General features: G+C 66.0%; 32 protein-coding genes. All 32 read left to right on the forward strand.

Features of this window, described 5'->3' with window-relative positions; genetic code table 11:
• The 32 genes from tuf to rpsD all read left to right on the forward strand — a co-directional run bounded on the left by tuf (position 1) and on the right by rpsD (position 17,542).
• Positions 1 to 1,194, forward strand: a complete 1,194-nt coding sequence (tuf, locus tag KIS93_RS37475; protein WP_080043241.1) for an elongation factor Tu — start codon at positions 1 to 3, stop codon at positions 1,192 to 1,194.
• Between the two features lie 267 nt (positions 1,195 to 1,461).
• The gene (gene rpsJ, locus KIS93_RS37480; RefSeq protein WP_012887830.1) at positions 1,462 to 1,770 is read left to right on the forward strand and encodes a 30S ribosomal protein S10; all 309 of its coding nucleotides are present in this window, start codon (positions 1,462 to 1,464) and stop codon (positions 1,768 to 1,770) included.
• 14 nt (positions 1,771 to 1,784) lie between these two features.
• Positions 1,785 to 2,438, forward strand: a complete 654-nt coding sequence (gene rplC / locus KIS93_RS37485) for a 50S ribosomal protein L3 (RefSeq protein ID WP_080043240.1) — start codon at positions 1,785 to 1,787, stop codon at positions 2,436 to 2,438.
• Entirely contained in the window at positions 2,435 to 3,082 is a 648-nt protein-coding gene (gene rplD, locus KIS93_RS37490) for a 50S ribosomal protein L4 (RefSeq protein ID WP_080043239.1), read from the forward strand. The genes rplC and rplD overlap by 4 nt, the downstream gene beginning before the upstream one ends.
• Positions 3,082 to 3,384 carry a 50S ribosomal protein L23 gene (gene rplW / locus KIS93_RS37495; RefSeq protein WP_080043238.1) on the forward strand — a complete coding sequence of 101 codons (303 nt, stop codon included), beginning with the start codon at positions 3,082 to 3,084 and terminating at the stop codon, positions 3,382 to 3,384. Before rplD ends, rplW begins: the two co-directional genes overlap by 1 nt.
• 106 nt (positions 3,385 to 3,490) lie before the next feature.
• The gene (gene rplB, locus KIS93_RS37500) at positions 3,491 to 4,327 is read left to right on the forward strand and encodes a 50S ribosomal protein L2 (protein WP_080043237.1); all 837 of its coding nucleotides are present in this window, start codon (positions 3,491 to 3,493) and stop codon (positions 4,325 to 4,327) included.
• Between the two features lie 11 nt (positions 4,328 to 4,338).
• Complete coding sequence (gene rpsS, locus KIS93_RS37505) at positions 4,339 to 4,617, forward strand: 30S ribosomal protein S19 (protein ID WP_080043236.1); 279 nt, start codon at positions 4,339 to 4,341, stop codon at positions 4,615 to 4,617.
• 24 nt (positions 4,618 to 4,641) lie between these two features.
• A complete protein-coding gene (gene rplV / locus KIS93_RS37510; RefSeq protein WP_080043235.1) occupies positions 4,642 to 4,995 on the forward strand; it encodes a 50S ribosomal protein L22 in 354 nt (117 codons plus the stop codon).
• Positions 4,995 to 5,840: a 30S ribosomal protein S3 gene (gene rpsC, locus KIS93_RS37515; protein ID WP_080043234.1), complete on the forward strand. Its 846-nt coding sequence runs from the start codon at positions 4,995 to 4,997 to the stop codon at positions 5,838 to 5,840. Before rplV ends, rpsC begins: the two co-directional genes overlap by 1 nt.
• Before the next feature lie 2 nt (positions 5,841 to 5,842).
• Positions 5,843 to 6,262 carry a 50S ribosomal protein L16 gene (rplP, locus tag KIS93_RS37520; protein ID WP_080043233.1) on the forward strand — a complete coding sequence of 140 codons (420 nt, stop codon included), beginning with the start codon at positions 5,843 to 5,845 and terminating at the stop codon, positions 6,260 to 6,262.
• Entirely contained in the window at positions 6,262 to 6,498 is a 237-nt protein-coding gene (gene rpmC, locus KIS93_RS37525; RefSeq protein WP_080047279.1) for a 50S ribosomal protein L29, read from the forward strand. The genes rplP and rpmC overlap by 1 nt, the downstream gene beginning before the upstream one ends.
• Positions 6,491 to 6,787: a 30S ribosomal protein S17 gene (gene rpsQ / locus KIS93_RS37530; RefSeq protein WP_080043232.1), complete on the forward strand. Its 297-nt coding sequence runs from the start codon at positions 6,491 to 6,493 to the stop codon at positions 6,785 to 6,787. The genes rpmC and rpsQ overlap by 8 nt, the downstream gene beginning before the upstream one ends.
• 192 nt (positions 6,788 to 6,979) lie before the next feature.
• The gene (gene rplN, locus KIS93_RS37535; RefSeq protein ID WP_043623452.1) at positions 6,980 to 7,351 is read left to right on the forward strand and encodes a 50S ribosomal protein L14; all 372 of its coding nucleotides are present in this window, start codon (positions 6,980 to 6,982) and stop codon (positions 7,349 to 7,351) included.
• Between the two features lie 11 nt (positions 7,352 to 7,362).
• Positions 7,363 to 7,653 carry a 50S ribosomal protein L24 gene (gene rplX, locus KIS93_RS37540; RefSeq protein WP_230466570.1) on the forward strand — a complete coding sequence of 97 codons (291 nt, stop codon included), beginning with the start codon at positions 7,363 to 7,365 and terminating at the stop codon, positions 7,651 to 7,653.
• Entirely contained in the window at positions 7,653 to 8,240 is a 588-nt protein-coding gene (gene rplE / locus KIS93_RS37545; protein ID WP_080043230.1) for a 50S ribosomal protein L5, read from the forward strand. The genes rplX and rplE overlap by 1 nt, the downstream gene beginning before the upstream one ends.
• 4 nt (positions 8,241 to 8,244) lie before the next feature.
• Complete coding sequence (locus tag KIS93_RS37550; RefSeq protein ID WP_020542298.1) at positions 8,245 to 8,430, forward strand: type Z 30S ribosomal protein S14; 186 nt, start codon at positions 8,245 to 8,247, stop codon at positions 8,428 to 8,430.
• 143 nt (positions 8,431 to 8,573) lie between these two features.
• Positions 8,574 to 8,972, forward strand: a complete 399-nt coding sequence (rpsH, locus tag KIS93_RS37555) for a 30S ribosomal protein S8 (protein WP_080043229.1) — start codon at positions 8,574 to 8,576, stop codon at positions 8,970 to 8,972.
• A 16-nt stretch (positions 8,973 to 8,988) separates the two neighbouring features.
• On the forward strand, positions 8,989 to 9,531 hold the full coding sequence (rplF, locus tag KIS93_RS37560; protein ID WP_080043228.1) for a 50S ribosomal protein L6: 543 nt from the start codon (positions 8,989 to 8,991) through the stop codon (positions 9,529 to 9,531).
• 2 nt (positions 9,532 to 9,533) lie between these two features.
• On the forward strand, positions 9,534 to 9,917 hold the full coding sequence (gene rplR, locus KIS93_RS37565) for a 50S ribosomal protein L18 (RefSeq protein ID WP_080043227.1): 384 nt from the start codon (positions 9,534 to 9,536) through the stop codon (positions 9,915 to 9,917).
• Between the two features lie 28 nt (positions 9,918 to 9,945).
• Positions 9,946 to 10,575 carry a 30S ribosomal protein S5 gene (gene rpsE, locus KIS93_RS37570; RefSeq protein WP_043623468.1) on the forward strand — a complete coding sequence of 210 codons (630 nt, stop codon included), beginning with the start codon at positions 9,946 to 9,948 and terminating at the stop codon, positions 10,573 to 10,575.
• Between the two features lie 2 nt (positions 10,576 to 10,577).
• Positions 10,578 to 10,760 (forward strand): 50S ribosomal protein L30, encoded by a 183-nt coding sequence (gene rpmD / locus KIS93_RS37575; RefSeq protein WP_080043226.1) that lies wholly within the window; start codon positions 10,578 to 10,580, stop codon positions 10,758 to 10,760.
• Between the two features lie 2 nt (positions 10,761 to 10,762).
• A complete protein-coding gene (rplO, locus tag KIS93_RS37580) occupies positions 10,763 to 11,218 on the forward strand; it encodes a 50S ribosomal protein L15 (protein WP_080043225.1) in 456 nt (151 codons plus the stop codon).
• 171 nt (positions 11,219 to 11,389) lie between these two features.
• Positions 11,390 to 12,694: a preprotein translocase subunit SecY gene (gene secY, locus KIS93_RS37585; RefSeq protein ID WP_080043224.1), complete on the forward strand. Its 1,305-nt coding sequence runs from the start codon at positions 11,390 to 11,392 to the stop codon at positions 12,692 to 12,694.
• A complete protein-coding gene (locus KIS93_RS37590; protein WP_080043223.1) occupies positions 12,694 to 13,344 on the forward strand; it encodes an adenylate kinase in 651 nt (216 codons plus the stop codon). Before secY ends, KIS93_RS37590 begins: the two co-directional genes overlap by 1 nt.
• Before the next feature lie 110 nt (positions 13,345 to 13,454).
• The gene (gene map / locus KIS93_RS37595; protein WP_080043222.1) at positions 13,455 to 14,264 is read left to right on the forward strand and encodes a type I methionyl aminopeptidase; all 810 of its coding nucleotides are present in this window, start codon (positions 13,455 to 13,457) and stop codon (positions 14,262 to 14,264) included.
• 15 nt (positions 14,265 to 14,279) lie between these two features.
• Positions 14,280 to 14,711, forward strand: coding sequence for a DUF1707 SHOCT-like domain-containing protein (locus tag KIS93_RS37600; RefSeq protein ID WP_080043221.1), 432 nt, complete (start codon positions 14,280 to 14,282; stop codon positions 14,709 to 14,711).
• Between the two features lie 100 nt (positions 14,712 to 14,811).
• On the forward strand, positions 14,812 to 15,213 hold the full coding sequence (locus KIS93_RS37605) for a hypothetical protein (RefSeq protein WP_080043220.1): 402 nt from the start codon (positions 14,812 to 14,814) through the stop codon (positions 15,211 to 15,213).
• A gap of 276 nt (positions 15,214 to 15,489) precedes the next feature.
• Positions 15,490 to 15,711, forward strand: a complete 222-nt coding sequence (infA, locus tag KIS93_RS37610) for a translation initiation factor IF-1 (protein ID WP_012887858.1) — start codon at positions 15,490 to 15,492, stop codon at positions 15,709 to 15,711.
• Between the two features lie 24 nt (positions 15,712 to 15,735).
• Positions 15,736 to 15,849: a 50S ribosomal protein L36 gene (rpmJ, locus tag KIS93_RS37615; protein WP_003956441.1), complete on the forward strand. Its 114-nt coding sequence runs from the start codon at positions 15,736 to 15,738 to the stop codon at positions 15,847 to 15,849.
• A 214-nt stretch (positions 15,850 to 16,063) separates the two neighbouring features.
• A complete protein-coding gene (rpsM, locus tag KIS93_RS37620; protein ID WP_080043219.1) occupies positions 16,064 to 16,444 on the forward strand; it encodes a 30S ribosomal protein S13 in 381 nt (126 codons plus the stop codon).
• 43 nt (positions 16,445 to 16,487) lie between these two features.
• On the forward strand, positions 16,488 to 16,892 hold the full coding sequence (gene rpsK, locus KIS93_RS37625; RefSeq protein WP_020542285.1) for a 30S ribosomal protein S11: 405 nt from the start codon (positions 16,488 to 16,490) through the stop codon (positions 16,890 to 16,892).
• Positions 16,893 to 16,915: 23 nt separating this feature from the next.
• Entirely contained in the window at positions 16,916 to 17,542 is a 627-nt protein-coding gene (gene rpsD, locus KIS93_RS37630; protein ID WP_080043218.1) for a 30S ribosomal protein S4, read from the forward strand.
• Positions 17,543 to 17,564: the final 22 nt, after the last annotated feature.

Genomic DNA, 17,564 nt, shown 5'->3' on the forward strand with positions numbered 1-17,564 from the left:
GTGGCTAAGGCCAAGTTCGAGCGGACCAAGCCGCACATGAACATCGGCACCATTGGGCACATCGACCACGGCAAGACCACGCTGACCGCGGCGATCACCAAGGTGCTCCACGACCGTTACCCCGAGCTGAACAAGGCGACCCCGTTCGACAAGATCGACAAGGCGCCGGAGGAGAAGGCTCGTGGTATCACGATCTCCATCGCGCACGTCGAGTACCAGACGGAGAAGCGTCACTACGCGCACGTTGACTGCCCGGGTCACGCCGACTACGTCAAGAACATGATCACCGGTGCCGCCCAGATGGACGGCGCCATCCTCGTGGTCGCCGCCACCGACGGCCCGATGCCGCAGACGAAGGAGCACGTCCTCCTGGCCCGCCAGGTCGGCGTCCCCTACATCGTCGTGGCCCTCAACAAGGCCGACATGGTCGACGACGAGGAGATCCTCGAGCTCGTCGAGCTGGAGGTCCGTGAGCTCCTGTCCGCGCAGGAGTTCCCCGGCGACGACCTGCCCGTCGTCCGCGTCTCCGCCCTCAAGGCTCTCGAGGGTGACGAGAAGTGGGCCGACAGCATCATCGAGCTCATGAACGCCGTGGACGAGAACGTCCCCGAGCCGCCGCGTGAGACGGACAAGCCGTTCCTCATGCCGGTCGAGGACGTCTTCTCGATCACCGGTCGCGGCACGGTCGTCACCGGCCGTATCGAGCGCGGTGTCGTCAAGGTCAACGAGCAGGTCGACATCATCGGCATCAAGCCGGAGAAGACCACGACCACCGTCACCAGCATCGAGATGTTCAACAAGATGCTCGACGAGGGTCACGCCGGTGACAACGCCGCTCTGCTGCTGCGCGGCATCAAGCGCGACGAGGTCGAGCGCGGCCAGTGCATCATCAAGCCGGGCACCACGACCCCGCACACCGAGTTCACCGGCCAGGTCTACATCCTGTCCAAGGACGAGGGCGGCCGCCACACGCCGTTCTTCAACAACTACCGTCCTCAGTTCTACTTCCGTACGACTGACGTGACCGGTGTTGTGAACCTCCCCGAGGGCACCGAGATGGTCATGCCGGGCGACAACACCGAGATGCGCGTTGAGCTGATCCAGCCCATCGCCATGGAGGAAGGCCTCAAGTTCGCGATCCGTGAGGGTGGCCGCACCGTCGGCGCCGGTCGGGTCACGAAGATCATCAAGTAGCTAGACCGTCGGGGCGGCGGTCGGCCCCGAACCTTCGGGCCGGCCGCCGCACCGCGTGAAGGACCCCATGCAAGGCGCCGTGATCCAGCAGTAGCTTCGGCCGGCGAGCCAAGGCGAGTGACCGAAGTCACTGCCGGATCACGGAAGAAAAGGCAGATCCATTGCGTCTGCCTCGTGGGGTTAATGCAGGTTCGACCTGCGTGAACACACAGCGGCACAGGCCGCACGATACTTTTTCAGACGACAGCGAAGGACACCGAGGCCACTATGGCGGGACAGAAGATCCGCATTCGGCTCAAGGCCTATGACCACGAGGTCATCGACAGCTCGGCCAAGAAGATCGTCGAGACGGTGACGCGGACTGGCGCGAAGGTCGCGGGCCCGGTGCCGCTGCCGACCGAGAAGAACGTGTACTGCGTCATCCGCTCGCCGCACAAGTACAAGGACAGCCGCGAGCACTTCGAGATGCGCACGCACAAGCGGCTGATTGACATCATCGACCCGACCCCCAAGACGGTTGACTCGCTCATGCGGCTCGACCTCCCCGCGGGTGTCGACATTTCGATCAAGCTCTGAGGGAACGCACTGACATGGCTAAGACGATCAAGGGCGTCCTGGGCAAGAAGCTCGGCATGACCCAGGTCTTCGACGCGGACAACCGGCTCGTCCCGGTGACCGTGGTCGAGGCCGGTCCGTGTGTGGTGACCCGCGTCCGCACCGCAGAGAAGGACGGCTACTCCGCCATCCAGCTCGGCTTCGGGCAGGTCGACCCCCGGAAGGTCAACAAGCCGCTCGGCGACTACCTGCGTAAGCACGACATCACCCCGCGCCGTTACTTCGCGGAGATCCGCACCGACGACGCGAGCGACTACACCCTGGGCCAGGAGCTGCTGGCCGACACCTTCGAGGCGGGCCAGTTCGTCGACGTGACGGGCAAGAGCAAGGGCAAGGGCTTCGCCGGTGTCATGAAGCGGCACGGCTTCGGTGGTCTGGGCGCGTCGCACGGTACGCAGCGCAAGCACCGCTCGCCGGGTTCCATCGGTGGCTGCGCCACCCCGGGCCGCGTTTTCAAGGGTCTGCGCATGGCCGGTCGGATGGGTAACGTCCGCACCACTGTGCAGAGCCTCAAGGTTCACGCCGTGGACGCCGAGAAGGGCCTCATCCTGATCAAGGGTGCGATCCCCGGCGCCAACGGCAGCCTGGTCCTCGTCCGTTCCGCTGCCAAGAAGGGGGCTGCCAAGTGAGCACCACTATTGACGTCCTCGACGCCAGCGGCGCGAAGACCGGCACGGTTGACCTGCCCGAAGACGTCTTCGGCGCGAAGGTCAACGTTCCGCTGATCCACCAGGTGGTCGTGGCCCAGCTCGCCGCTCGCCGGCAGGGCACCCACAAGGCCAAGACCCGCGGTGAGGTCTCCGGCGGCGGCAAGAAGCCGTACCGCCAGAAGGGCACCGGCCGCGCCCGTCAGGGCTCGACCCGTGCGCCGCAGTTCACCGGCGGTGGCACCGTCCACGGCCCCGTGCCGCGCGACTACTCGCAGCGCACGCCCAAGAAGATGAAGGCCGCCGCCCTGCGCGGCGCCCTGTCGGACCGGGCGAGCGGCGGCCGCGTGCACGTGGTGAGCTCCCTGGTCTCGGGCGAGACGCCCAAGACCAAGGCCGCGCTGGAGGCCCTGCGCAAGGTCACCCAGTCCGCCCGCGTCCTCGTCGTGGTCGACGCCGACGACGAGCTGACCTGGCTGAGCCTGCGCAACGCTCCCGAGGTCCACCTGCTGGACGCCGGGCAGCTCAACACCTACGACGTGCTCGTGCACGACGACGTGGTCTTCACCCAGGAGGCGTACGACCAGGTCGTGGCGCGGCTGAGTGGCGGGAAGGAAGACGCCTGATGGAGAAGATCGCCGACCCGCGCGACATCATCATCAAGCCGGTCGTCTCTGAGAAGAGCTACGGCCTGATCGATGAGAACAACAAGTACACGTTCCTGGTGAAGAAGACCGCGAACAAGACCCAGGTCAAGATCGCCGTCGAGCAGATCTTCGGGGTCAAGGTCACCAGCGTGAACACGATCAACCGGCAGGGCAAGCGCAAGCGCACCCGTACCGGTTACGGCAAGCGTCCCGACACCAAGCGCGCGATCGTGAGCCTGGTCGAGGGCGATCGGATCGACATCTTCGGTCAGATCGGCTAGCAGCCATAGATAGTGAGCGGGCTCCCCTAGGGCCCGCGGGGCTGAGACCGTCGCACTCCGGTGCGGCGGGCTCACCCATGTAACCGACGAAGGATGAACGAAAAAGATGGGCATCCGTAAATACAAGCCGACGACTCCGGGTCGCCGCGGATCGAGTGTCTCGGACTTCTCCGAGATCACCCGCAGCACCCCTGAGAAGTCGCTGCTTGCGCCCCTTCACAGCAAGGGCGGCCGCAACGTACACGGCCGGGTCACCGCGCGCCACCAGGGCGGCGGTCACAAGCGCGCCTACCGGATCATCGACTTCCGCAGGCACGACAAGGACGGTATCCCGGCCAAGGTCGCTCACATCGAGTACGACCCCAACCGCACCGCCAACATCGCGCTGCTCCACTACGCCGACGGCGAGAAGCGCTACATCATCGCGCCGACCGGCCTCAAGCAGGGTGACCGGATCGAGAACGGTCCCGCCGCCGACATCAAGCCGGGCAACTGCCTGCCGCTGCGCAACATCCCGACCGGTACCTTCATCCACGCGGTGGAGCTCCGTCCGGGCGGGGGCGCCAAGCTCGGCCGCTCCGCGGGCGCTCAGATCCAGCTCCTCGCCAAGGAGGGCCAGTACGCCACGCTGCGTATGCCGTCCGGTGAGATGCGCATGGTGGACGTGCGCTGCCGCGCCACGGTCGGCCAGGTCGGCAACGCCGAGCAGGCCAACATCAACTGGGGCAAGGCCGGCCGTATGCGGTGGAAGGGCAAGCGCCCGACCGTCCGTGGTGTCGCGATGAACCCCGTCGACCACCCGCACGGTGGTGGTGAGGGCAAGACCTCCGGTGGTCGTCACCCGGTGAACCCCAAGGGCAAGCCCGAGGGCCGTACCCGTCAGGCGAACAAGGCCAGCGACAGGCTGATCATCCGCCGTCGGTCCAAGAGGAAGAAGCGGTAGGAGCAGCCGAAATGCCACGTAGCCTTAAGAAGGGTCCCTTCGTGGACGAGCACCTTCAGAAGAAGGTGGACGCCCAGAACGAGAAGGGCACCAAGAACGTCATCAAGACGTGGTCGCGGCGTTCCATGATCGTCCCCGACATGCTCGGTCACACGATCGCTGTGCACGACGGCCGCAAGCACGTCCCGGTGTTCGTCACCGAGTCGATGATCGGTCACAAGCTCGGAGAGTTCGCTCCCACGCGGACGTTCCGCAGCCACGTCAAGGAAGACCGCCGCAGCCGGCGGTAAGCGTCCCAGAAGTAGGAGAAAGCGATGGAAGCCAGGGCTCAGGCGCGGTTCGTCCGTGTCACGCCCCTCAAGGCCCGCCGCGTGGTGGACCTTATTCGCGGGCTGCCCGCTTCGGAGGCGCAGGCCGTGCTGCAGTTCGCTCCCCAGTCGGCGAGCGAGCCGATCTACAAGGTGCTCAGCTCCGCCATGGCGAACGCCGAGCACAACTTCAATCTCGACCCCAGCACGCTCGTCGTGAGCCGCGCGTGGGTCGACGAGGGCCCGACGCTGAAGCGGTTCCGCCCGCGTGCACAGGGTCGCGCCTATCGGATCAACAAGCGGACGAGCCACATCACCGTGATCGTGGAGTCCCGCGAGCCGAAGGGAAGGACCCGATAGTGGGCCAGAAGGTTAACCCGCACGGGTTCCGCCTCGGCATCACGACCGACTTCAAGAGCCGGTGGTACGCCGACAAGCTGTACAAGTCGTACGTCGCCGAGGACGTGGCGATCCGCCGCATGCTGCAGAAGGGCATGGAGCGGGCCGGCATCTCCAAGGTCGAGATCGAGCGCACCACGGACCGCGTGCAGGTGGACATCCACACCGCGCGTCCCGGCATCGTGATCGGCCGCCGCGGCGCCGAGGCCGACCGCATCCGCGGTGACCTGGAGAAGCTGACCAAGAAGCAGGTCCAGCTCAACATCCTCGAGGTCAAGAACCCGGAGATCGACGCCCAGCTCGTCGCGCAGGGCGTCGCCGAGCAGCTGTCGAGCCGCGTCTCGTTCCGCCGCGCCATGCGCAAGGCGATGCAGTCGGCCATGAAGTCCGGCGCCAAGGGCATCCGTGTCCAGTGCTCCGGTCGTCTGGGCGGCGCCGAGATGTCCCGGTCGGAGTTCTACCGCGAGGGCCGCGTGCCGCTGCACACCCTCCGCGCGGACATCGACTACGGCTTCTACGAGGCCCGCACGACCTTCGGCCGCATCGGCGTGAAGGTCTGGATCTACAAGGGCGAGGCTCCGACGAGCCGCGCCGAGCGTGAGGCGGCCGCCGCCGGCGCTCGTGCCGGCCAGCGTCGCGAGCGTGACGACCGTCGTGGTGGCGGTGGCGACCGTCCGCGTCGTGGTGGCGGTGACCGCCCCCGTCGCGGTGGTGGCCGCGGCGACCGCGCCCCCCGTAACGAGGCGGCTTCGCAGGCCGCCCCCGAGACCGGCCCGGCTGCGCAGCCGGGTGCTGAAGGGAGCTGACCATGCTGATCCCGCGCAGGGTCAAGCACCGCAAGCAGCACCGGCCTGACCGCAGCGGAGCCGCCAAGGGCGGCACCAGGGTCGTGTTCGGCGAGTTCGGCATCCAGGCTGTTGAGCACTCCTACGTGACCAACCGCCAGATCGAGTCGGCTCGTATCGCGATGACCCGTCACATCCGCCGTGGCGGCAAGGTGTGGATCAACATCTACCCCGACCGTCCGCTCACCAAGAAGCCGGCCGAGACCCGCATGGGTTCCGGTAAGGGTTCGCCCGAGTGGTGGATCGCCAACGTCAAGCCCGGACGCGTGATGTTCGAGCTGTCCGGCGTGGCGGAGCCGATCGCGCGTGAGGCGCTTCAGCGCGCGATCCACAAGCTGCCGATGAAGTGCAAGATCGTTAAGCGTGAAGTGGGTGAGGCGTGATGGCTAAGGGCCTGACCGCCGGCGAGCTGCGAGTGGAGGACCAGGACACCCTGGTGCAGAAGCTCAAGGAGGCCAAGGAGGAGCTGTTCAACCTCCGCTTCCAGGCGGCGACCGGTCAGTTGGAGAGCCACGGGCGGCTGCGCGCCGTCCGCCGCGAGATCGCCCGTATCTACACCGTGATGCGCGAGCGCGAGCTGGGCATCGTCACGGTCGAGAAGGAGACGAGCGATGGCTGAGACCACCGAGACCCCCGAGACCGCCGAGAACGGCGAGTCCCGGAACTTCCGCAAGGTCCGCGAGGGCCTCGTCGTCAGCGACAAGATGGACAAGACCGTCGTCGTCGCCGTCGAGGACCGCGTGAAGCACCGTCTGTACGGCAAGGTCATCCGCCGTACGACCAAGTACAAGGCGCACGACGAGGCCAACGCCTGCGGCGTCGGCGACCGCGTGCTGCTGATGGAGACCCGCCCCCTCTCCGCCACCAAGCGGTGGAGGGTCGTGGAGATCCTCGAGAAGGCCAAGTAGTCCTTCTCGGATAGACCGCGCCTCGTGGGGGCTCTCAGAGCCCCCATGACGGCGTCCAAGGACGCCGGGGCCTCACCACCCCGCGTCGCCTGCGGTGCGGCGCCCTACGGGCGCTGTGGCCGTGGGAACAAGACAATGACAGGTTCCGCCAGGCTCAGCATCTGAGAACCGGCGCGACTAACAGGAGTAGACGTGATCCAGCAGGAGTCGCGGCTCAAGGTCGCCGACAACACGGGCGCGAAGGAGATCCTTTGCATCCGCGTTCTCGGCGGCTCGGGCCGACGCTACGCCGGTATCGGCGACGTCATCGTCGCCACTGTCAAGGACGCGCTGCCGGGCAGCACGGGCGTCAAGAAGGGCGACGTGGTCAAGGCCGTCGTCGTCCGCACGGTCAAGGAGCGGCGCCGGCCCGACGGCTCCTACATCCGCTTCGACGAGAACGCCGCCGTCATCATCAAGGACAGCGGTGACCCTCGTGGCACTCGTATCTTCGGTCCGGTCGGCCGCGAGCTGCGCGACAAGAAGTTCATGCGCATCATCTCGCTCGCCCCGGAGGTGTTGTAATGCCGAAGTCGCTGCATGTCAGGAAGGGTGACCTGGTCCAGGTCATCGCCGGCAAGGACAAGGGTGCCAAGGGCCGTGTGATCGCCACTCTCCCGCGCGAGGACCGCGTGGTGGTCGAGGGCGTCAACATGATCAAGAAGCACACCAAGGAGACCCACCAGGGCCCGCGCGGCGCCAAGACCGGCGGCGTGCAGACCATGGAGGCTCCGATCCACGTGTCCAACGTGAAGAAGCTCAAGGACGACAAGCCCGCCGACAAGGCCGACGACAAGAAGGCCGACGAGACGGGTGAGGACAGCTGATGACTGCCACGACCACCGAGAACGAGACCGCGACCGAGCGCCCGACGCCGCGACTCAAGACGAAGTACCGCGAGGAGATCGCGGCCCAGCTTCGTGAGCAGTTCGGCATCGAGAACGTCATGCAGATCCCGGCCCTGACCAAGATCAAGGTCAACATGGGTGTGGGTGAGGCGGCTCGCGACTCCAAGCTCATCGAAGGCGCCGTCCGCGACCTCACCGCGATCACCGGCCAGAAGCCGGCCGTCGTCCGGGCCCGCAAGTCCATCGCCCAGTTCAAGCTGCGCGAGGGCATGCCGATCGGCGCGCACGTCACGCTGCGCGGCGACCGCATGTGGGAGTTCCTCGACCGGCTGCTGTCGCTGGCCCTGCCCCGCATCAGGGACTTCCGCGGCCTGTCGCCGAAGCAGTTCGACGGCAACGGCAACTACACGTTCGGCCTGACCGAGCAGGTCATGTTCCACGAGGTCGACCAGGACAAGGTGGACCGGCCGCGGGGCATGGACATCACGATCGTGACCACCGCGAAGAACGACGACCAGGGCCGGGCGCTGCTGAAGCTCCTCGGCTTCCCGTTCAAGGAGGCCTGATCCAATGGCGAAGAAGTCGCTGATCGCCAAGGCGGGGCGCAAGCAGAAGTTCGAGGTCCGGGCCTACACGCGGTGCTCGCGCTGCGGGCGTCCGCGCGCCGTGTACAGGAAGTTCGGCCTGTGCCGCGTGTGCTTCCGCGAGATGGCGCACCGGGGCGAGCTGCCCGGCATCACCAAGTCGAGCTGGTAGATACCCTGAAGGGCGGCTCTCTCGCAGGGCCGCCCCTCATGTTCGTAGAAGACAGGGCGCTGAGCGCCCATGACCACGCCACAGGTCCACCGGCAGAGCGCTGCTTGGCCGACTGGAAACCGTGGTGAGGAAGGCCACTGGCCATGACGATGACCGACCCGATCGCAGACATGCTCACGCGTCTGCGCAACGCGAATTCGGCGTACCACGACAGCGTGTCGATGCCGTACTCGAAGATCAAGGCGCACATCGCCGAGATCCTCCAGCAGGAGGGTTACATCCAGGCTTGGACCGTCGAGGACGCCAAGGTTGGGAAGAACCTCGTGGTGGAGCTCAAGTTCGGGCCCACCCGTGAGCGGTCGCTCTCGGGCCTGCGCCGGGTTTCCAAGCCCGGTCTGCGGGTTTATGCGAAGAAGGACAACCTGCCTCGAGTCCTGGGCGGACTGGGCGTCGCGATCATCTCGACGTCCCACGGCCTCATGACCGACAAGCAGGCCGGCAAGCGTGGCGTGGGCGGCGAAGTCCTCGCCTACGTCTGGTAGAGGGGAGGAACACAGCATGTCGCGAATCGGACGGCTGCCCATCCCTGTGCCGAGTGGCGTCGACATCACGATCGACGGCCAGGATGTCCAGGTCAAGGGCCCGAAGGGCACGCTCACTCACACGGTCGCCGAGCCCATCAAGGTGGCGCGCGACGACGACGGCGCCATCGCCGTCACCCGGCCGAACGACGAGAACAAGGTCCGTGCGCTGCACGGCCTGTCCAGGACGCTGATCGCCAACATGGTGCAGGGTGTCACTCAGGGCTACTCCAAGAGCCTTGAGATCGTCGGCGTCGGTTACCGCGTCCAGGCCAAGGGCCCGACGCAGCTGGAGTTCTCTCTGGGCTTCAGCCACCCGGTCATCGTCGACGCCCCCGAGGGCGTCAGCTTCCGCGTCGAGAAGCCGACCCTGTTCCACGTGGACGGCATCGACAAGCAGAAGGTCGGCGAGGTCGCGGCCAACATCCGCAAGTTGCGCAAGCCTGACCCGTACAAGGGCAAGGGCGTGCGCTACCAGGGCGAACAGATCCGCCGCAAGGTCGGAAAGGCTGGTAAGTAGGCATGGCTCCGAAGGTTGCGTTCAGCAAGCACACGGCTGCCCGCACCGTCTCGCGGGCCCGCCGTCACCGCCGCGTCCGCAAGTTCGTCGTCGGTACGGCCGAGCGTCCGCGCCTGGTCGTCAACCGGTCGACCCGTCACATGTTCGTCCAGATCGTGGACGACTCCGTCGGTCACACGCTGGTGAGCGCGTCCACCATGGACCCCTCGCTGCGCTCGGTGGAGGCGGACAAGACCGAGAAGGCGAAGAAGGTCGGCGAGCTCCTCGCTCAGCGGGCCAAGGAAGCCGGCATCACCAAGGTCGTCTTCGACCGCGGTGGCAACCGGTACGCCGGGCGGATCGCCGCCCTGGCGGACAGTGCCCGCGAAGGTGGGCTCGAGTTCTGATGACCAACGCTGAGAAGAGGAACCACTGATGGCTGCAGCTCCGCGTCGCGGTGGCGGCACCGGTGGCGAGCGGCGGGACCGTCGTGACGATCGCCGCGGTGGCGCCGCCGACAAGGGCGTCTCGTACATCGAGCGCGTAGTGAAGATCAACCGAGTGGCCAAGGTCGTGAAGGGTGGTCGTCGCTTCAGCTTCACCGCCCTCGTCGTCGTCGGTGACGGCAACGGCCTGGTCGGCGTCGGCTACGGCAAGGCCAAGGAAGTCCCCGCGGCCATCGCCAAGGGTGTCGAAGAGGCGAAGAAGCACTTCTTCAAGGTGCCCAGGATCCAGGGCACCATCCCGCACACCGTGCAGGGCGAGGAGGCGGCCGGCGTCGTCTTCCTGCGTCCGGCCTCGGCCGGTACCGGCGTCATCGCCGGTGGCCCGGTGCGCGCGGTGCTGGAGTGCGCGGGCATCCACGACGTGCTGTCCAAGTCGCTCGGCTCCGACAACCCGATCAACATCGTGCACGCCACCGTGGCGGCGCTGAAGGGCCTTTCGCGCCCCGAAGAGATCGCCGCCCGCCGTGGCCTGCCGATCGAGGACGTGGCCCCGCCTGCCATGCTCAAGGCCCAGCGTGAGGGCCTGGCGGAGGCGGCGGCCGCGAAGGCGGTGAGCTAGTCATGGCACGCCTGAAGATCACTCAGGTTCGCTCGAAGATCGGTGGCAAGCAGAACCAGCGTGACTCGCTGCGTTCGCTTGGCCTGAAGCGAATCGGCGACGTCGTCGTCAAGGAGGACCGCCCCGAGATTCGCGGGATGGTCTCCGTGGTGACGCACCTCGTCGAGGTGGAAGAGGTCGACTAGTCATGACTGACAAGGCTCCGCTCAAGATTCACGACCTGCGTCCGGCCCCCGGCGCCAACAAGCCGAAGATCCGCAAGGGTCGCGGCGAGGCGTCGAAGGGCAAGACGGCCGGTCGCGGCACCAAGGGCTCGCACGCCCGTACCACGGTGCCCCTCGGTTTCGAGGGTGGCCAGGTGCCGCTGCAGAGGCGTCTGCCGAAGCTCAAGGGCTTCTCCAACGCCCTGTTCAAGACGACCTACCAGGTCGTCAACCTCGACAGGATCGGCGAGCTGTTCCCCGAGGGTGGCGAGGTCACCGTCGAGGGCCTGGTCGCCAAGGGTGCTGTTCGCAAGAACCAGCTCGTGAAGGTGCTCGGCACCGGCGAGATCTCGGTCGCGGTGAACGTGACGGCGCACGCCTTCTCGTCCTCCGCGAAGGAGAAGATCGCCGCCGCCGGTGGTTCCGTTACCGAGCTGTAGTAACGCTATGACGAGGCGTGGGGGCTCTGACAATGGGCCCCCACGCCCGTAGTGCGTTAGAGTTCGCGAGACGGCAGGCTTCTGTCCGGCTCGTTTGACAATGAGACTTCAGATGGCAGATCCCCGCACCATCGCTTACTCACACCGCCGTAAAGGCGCGCAGGAGGGACCGTGCTGACCGCGTTTACCCGGGCGTTCCGGACACCGGACCTGCGCAAGAAGTTGCTCTTCACCCTGGGCATCATCGCGCTTTTCCGTCTCGGCTCGGTTCTTCCGACCCCGGGAGTCCACGTCCAGAACCTCCGCGCCTGTTTCGACCAGGCACGGAGTGGCGACACCGGCAACATCTACGGGATGGTCCAGCTGTTCAGCGGCGGTGCGCTGCTGAAGCTTTCCGTGTTCGCGCTGGGCATCATGCCGTACATCACCGCGAGCATCATTCTTCAGCTGCTCGTCGTGGTCATTCCGCGACTCGAAGCGTTGAAGAAGGAAGGCCAGTCCGGGCAGACCAAGATCACGCAGTATACGCGTTATCTGACCATCGGGCTCGCGGTTCTGCAGTCCACCGCTTTCATCGCGCTGGCCCGTACCGGTCAGCTCTTCCCCAATTGCCAGCAGGACGTTCTGCTCGACCCCGACAACATCTTCCAGATCGTGACGATGGTGGTCATCATGACCGCCGGTACGTCGGTGATCATGTGGCTCGGTGAGCTCATCACCGACCGCGGTGTCGGCAACGGCATGTCCATCCTGATCTTCACGCAGGTCGTCGCGGTCTTCCCCTCCGAGCTGTCCAACATCTTCTCGGCCAACAAGTTCACCTTCGCGGTCGTCATGGTGGTCGGCGTCTTCATGATCGCCGCGGTGGTCTTCGTCGAGCAGGCGCAGCGGCGCATCCCGGTGCAGTACGCCAAGCGGATGGTCGGGCGCCGGATGTACGGCGGCACCTCCACCTACATCCCGCTGAAGGTCAACCAGGCCGGCATCATCCCGGTGATCTTCGCGTCGTCCCTGCTCTACCTGCCGCAGCTGATCACCTCGCTGTTCCAGACGAGCGACAACGTGGTGGTCACCTGGATCTCCCAGAACCTGGCCACGGGCGACACCCCGATCTACATGGCCACGTTCTTCCTGCTGATCATCTTCTTCACGTACTTCTACGTGTCGATTACGTTCAACCCCACTGAAGTCGCCGACAACATGAAGAAGTACGGTGGTTTCATTCCGGGCATCCGCCCCGGCCGGCCGACGGCTGAATACCTGAACTTCGTGCTCACTCGTCTGACCGCGCCGGGCTCGCTCTATCTGGGTCTGATCTCCATGGTCCCGATCGTCGCGCTGGCGGTGTCCGGTGCGAGCCAGAACTTCCCGTTCGGAGGGACGAGTATTCTGATCATGGTAGGCGTCGGCCTGGACACGGTTAAGCAGATCGAGAGCCAGCTGCAGCAGCGTAACTACGAAGGTTTCCTGCGGTAGTGCGTCTCGTTCTGGTGGGGCCCCCCGGAGCGGGTAAGGGGACACAGGCCCAGTACATCGCATCGAACCTGTCCATCCCGAAGATTTCGACAGGTGACATCTTCCGTGCCAACGTCTCCGGCGGCACGGATCTTGGCAAGCTGGCCAAGACGTACATGGACCGTGGTGACCTGGTGCCCGATGAGGTCACCATCGCCATGGTCCGTGACCGTCTGTCCGAGGACGACGCGCAGGACGGGTTCCTGCTCGACGGCTTCCCGAGGAACGTCGCGCAGGCGGAGATCCTGCGCGACATGCTCAAGGACTGGGGCCAGGCGCTCGATCTCGTGCTCGAGCTTGTGGTGGACGACGACGAGGTGGTCAGGCGGCTGGCCGGCCGGCGCACCTGCAGTCAGTGCGGGCGCATCTGGCACGTCGAGTTCGACGACAAGAAGGACGACAAGTGTGACGCGTGCGGGGGCGCGCTGTTCCAGCGGGACGACGACAAGGAAGAGACCGTCCGGCACCGCCTGGAGGTCTACCAGGAGCAGACGGCTCCGCTGGTCTCCTACTACGCCGACGAGGGCATCCTCGTGGGCGTCGACGCGACAGGGCCGGTCGAGGAGGTCACTCAGCGGGCCATGGACGCGATCCGGCCGTTCCTGGGCTGAACCAGTTACGACCGATTTGCGGAGGTGGCACGGGTTTCCGTGCCACCTCGCGGCTATTGTGGGGGAATTGGGCCCCCACTGCGGCCCGTTGAGACCCAGGGGGGCAGAAGATGTTCAAACGCAACAGACACGGCATCCAGATCAAGTCGCCTGAGCAGCTGGAGAAGATGCGGGCGGCGGGCCTGGTGGTGGGGCAGACGCTCGACCTGCTCAAGCGCTCGGTCGAGCCCGGCATGACGCCCCTCGACCTCGACGTCATCGCCGAGAAGGCGATCAGGGACGCCGGCGCCATCCCGTCGTTCAAGGGCTACCAGGGCTTCCCCGCCACGATCTGCGCGTCGGTGAACGACGAGGTCGTCCACGGCATCCCGACGAACGCCCGCAAGCTGCGCGAGGGCGACATCATCTCGATCGACTGCGGCGCCATCCTGGAGGGCTGGCACGGCGACTCCGCCGTCACCGTCCCGATCGGCGAGGTGGACCCGAAGCTGACCGAGCTCATGCGGGTCACGGAAGAGGCCATGTGGCGCGGTATCGCCGCGCTGAAGCCCGGCCGGCACCTGTCCGACATCGGCTACGAGATCGAGCGTTACGTGCGCTCTCAGGGCCGCTACGGCATCCCTCCGGAGTACGGAGGCCACGGCATCGGCACCGAGATGCACATGGACCCGTGGATCGCCAACCACGGCAAGCCCGGCCGGGGCCCCGCCCTGGAGGAGGGCATGTGCCTGGCGATCGAGCCCATGGTCAACCTCGGCACCGAGCGCACCCGCGTCCTGGCCGACGACTGGACCGTGGTCACCGTCGACGGGAAGCACTCCGCGCACTTCGAACACAGCGTCGCCGTGACACATAATGGTCCTTGGGTGCTGACCGCTCTTGACGGGGGCGAATCGCGCCTGGCCCAACTGCAGAACTAGCCGGGAGTGGGTGGGATGGCGAACAGCCCCGAGATGCGTGCCTCCGACGCCGACCGAGACCGGGTCGCCGCCATCCTCCGCGAGCACACCGCGCAGGGCCGGATCACGATGGACGAGTTCAACGACCGGCTCGAGAGCCTCTACAAGAGCAAGACCTACGGCGAGCTGGCCAAGCTGACGGCCGACCTGCCCGACGTCGACCTGCGCCACCTCCCGGTCAAGGCGGCCCCCGCGGGCAAGCCGCAGCCCAAGGGCATGCACACCGGCATGAAGGCGGCCTGGAGCGCCTGGGCGGCGGCCAGCGGCATCAACTGGGTGATCTGGTTAATCGTGAGCATCACCGCCGGCCACACCATCTATCCGTGGCCGCTGTGGGTGATGGGCCCGTGGGGCGTGATCCTGCTGGTCAGCACGATCTTCGGGGACAACAAGCCGAAGCAGGGCTAGGGGTTTGTGCACTAGTGCACTGTGTGCATTCGTGCGCAGTCCGCAGGCGGCCGGCTTCCTAACGTGAGCGGTGTCGACCACGACTCACGGAGGAACCCACATGCGCAAGGTCCTTGCAGCCACCGCTCTCGCCGGCTCGATGGCGGTCGCCGCCCTGGCCGTCAGCCCCGCCGCGCAGGCCGCGACCACCGCCACCGTCTCCGCTTCTTCGAGCGGCTGGGGCAAGTACTACTCCAGCAACAACAAGGCCTACACCTACGGCAAGACGTACAAGTCGGGTGGCAAGGTCTACACCCACTGGTACGGCAAGGAGTCCTCGCCGAAGCACGGCTACGTCTGGTTCAAGTACTACTCCGGCGGCAAGTGGCACCAGTTCTACCGCCACTGGAACGGCTCGTACGACGCGACCTGGTCGGGCAGGGGGATCAAGAAGATCGACACCTGGACCTGCTGGGGCGGCAAGCACAAGTACTGCGGCTCGCACCACCGCATCTACGGCTAGCCGGTACGGTGAGGCCCGCCGGGATTCCCCGCGGCGGGCCTTTCGCCATGTGTGCCGGGCGTTCGGGGCGTGGGGTAGACTTCACATGGTTGTGTCAGGACACCTGGCACGCGTTTCGCGTTTTGGGCTCAGGTGTCGTACACTCCTTAGTCGGCTCACTATGACTTCTCACGCGTCGGCGATCTTTGCCGATCGCCGCTCTCTTCGAAGCGTGAAGGTCGCGGCTGCTTAGTGAACCGGAGCCTCAGACGACCGATCAGTGAAACGCGAGGAATTTTGGCCAAGAAAGACGGCGCCATCGAGATCGAGGGCACTGTGGTCGAATCGCTCCCGAACGCCATGTTCCGGGTGCAGCTCGACAACGGCCACAAAGTCCTGGCCCACATCAGCGGGCGCATGCGGATGCACTACATCCGTATCCTGCCCGACGACCGGGTGGTTGTTGAGCTGAGCCCCTACGACCTCAGTCGTGGGCGGATCGTCTACCGATACAAGTAAAGACGTCTGAGGACACGAAGGACAATGAAGGTAAAGCCGAGCGTCAAGAAGATCTGCGACAAGTGCAAGGTGATCCGCCGGCACGGTCGCGTCATGGTGATCTGCGACAACCTGCGCCACAAGCAGCGCCAGGGTTAGTCGCCGCAAGGCTTCTCCGAGTCCGCCCCAGCAGGGAGCGGGCTCGATCCATGAGGAGCCTCGCCCACACGTAGTCGCGTCTCACACCTGAGCAGGCAGCGCACGCTGAACCGTTCAGGAGACCCCCGGTCGGAGGCCGGGGCCCTCACCCCGGGCATTGGGGAGGGGTAGTGCGGCGCAAGACCTCCGCCACAAAGAAGGAGAATGCCCGACCATGGCTCGCCTGGTTGGCGTCGACCTCCCCCGCGAAAAGCGGCTGGAGATCGCTCTCACCTACATTTACGGAATCGGCCGCACCCGCGCCAAGGAGATCCTCGAGGCGACCGGTGTCAGCGGTGACCTCCGCGTGCACCAGCTCTCCGACACCGAGCTCGTCCCGATGCGTGACTACATCGAGGCGAACTTCAAGATCGAGGGTGACCTGCGCCGCGAGGTCCAGGCCGACATTCGTCGCAAGATCGAGATCGGTTGTTACCAGGGCATCCGGCACCGCAAGGGCCTGCCCGTGCACGGTCAGCGCACGCAGACCAACGCGCGCACCCGTAAGGGCAAGAAGAAGACCGTCGCCGGCAAGAAGAAGCCCGGTAAGAAGTAGTCCCGCAGCCGCGGACCGAAGACCTCAGGAGTGAAGGCAAGCAATGCCTCCTAAGAGCCGCCAGGGTGCGCCTAAGAAGGTGCGCCGCAAGGAGAAGAAGAACGTCGCTCACGGGCACGCCCACATCAAGAGCACGTTCAACAACACGATCGTCTCGATCACCGACCCCAACGGGAACGTGATCTCCTGGGCCAGCGCCGGCCACGTGGGTTTCAAGGGCTCCCGCAAGTCCACCCCGTTCGCCGCCCAGATGGCCGCCGAGAACGCCGCCCGCCGCGCCATGGAGCACGGCATGCGCAAGGTCGACGTCTTCGTCAAGGGCCCCGGCTCCGGCCGTGAGACCGCGATCCGCTCGCTGCAGGCCACCGGCCTCGAGGTGGGCTCGATCCAGGACGTCACCCCGGTCCCGCACAACGGTTGCCGGCCGCCGAAGCGCCGCCGCGTCTGACTTAGCCCAGGAGATAGAGAGAAATGGCTCGTTACACGGGCGCGGACTGCAAGCTCTGCCGTCGCGAGAAGACCAAGCTCTTCCTCAAGGGCAGCAAGTGCGAATCCGCCAAGTGCCCCATCGAGATCCGTCCTTACCCGCCGGGTGAGCACGGCCGCGGACGCCCCAAGGAGTCCGAGTACCAGCTTCAGCTTCGCGAGAAGCAGAAGACCCGCCGCATCTACGGCGTCCTCGAGAAGCAGTTCCACAACTACTACGAGGAGGCCGCGGGCCGGACGGGCAAGTCGGGCGAGGTGCTGCTCCAGATCCTGGAGAGCCGTCTCGACAACGTCGTCTACCGCGCCGGTTTCGCGCAGTCGCGTGACGCCGCCCGCCAGCAGGTCCGTCACGGGCACTTCCTGGTGAACGGCAAGAAGGTCGACATCCCGTCGTACCGCGTGCGTGAGCACGACATCATCGAGGTGCGCGAGACCAAGCGCAACCTCATGCCGTACGAGGTGGCCCGCGCCACCGCCGGCGAGCGCACCGTGCCCGCGTGGCTCGGCGTCGTGCCGGACAAGCTCCGCGTCCTGGTTCACCAGCTGCCGGTTCGCCAGCAGATCGACACCCAGGTCCAGGAGCAGCTCATCGTCGAGTACTACTCGAAGTAAGTAGTCACTCGTCCGGTCGGGG

The sequence above is a fragment of the [Actinomadura] parvosata subsp. kistnae genome (genome assembly GCF_900323885.1).
In the GTDB taxonomy this organism is placed as follows: Bacteria; Actinomycetota; Actinomycetes; order Streptosporangiales; family Streptosporangiaceae; genus Nonomuraea; species Nonomuraea composti.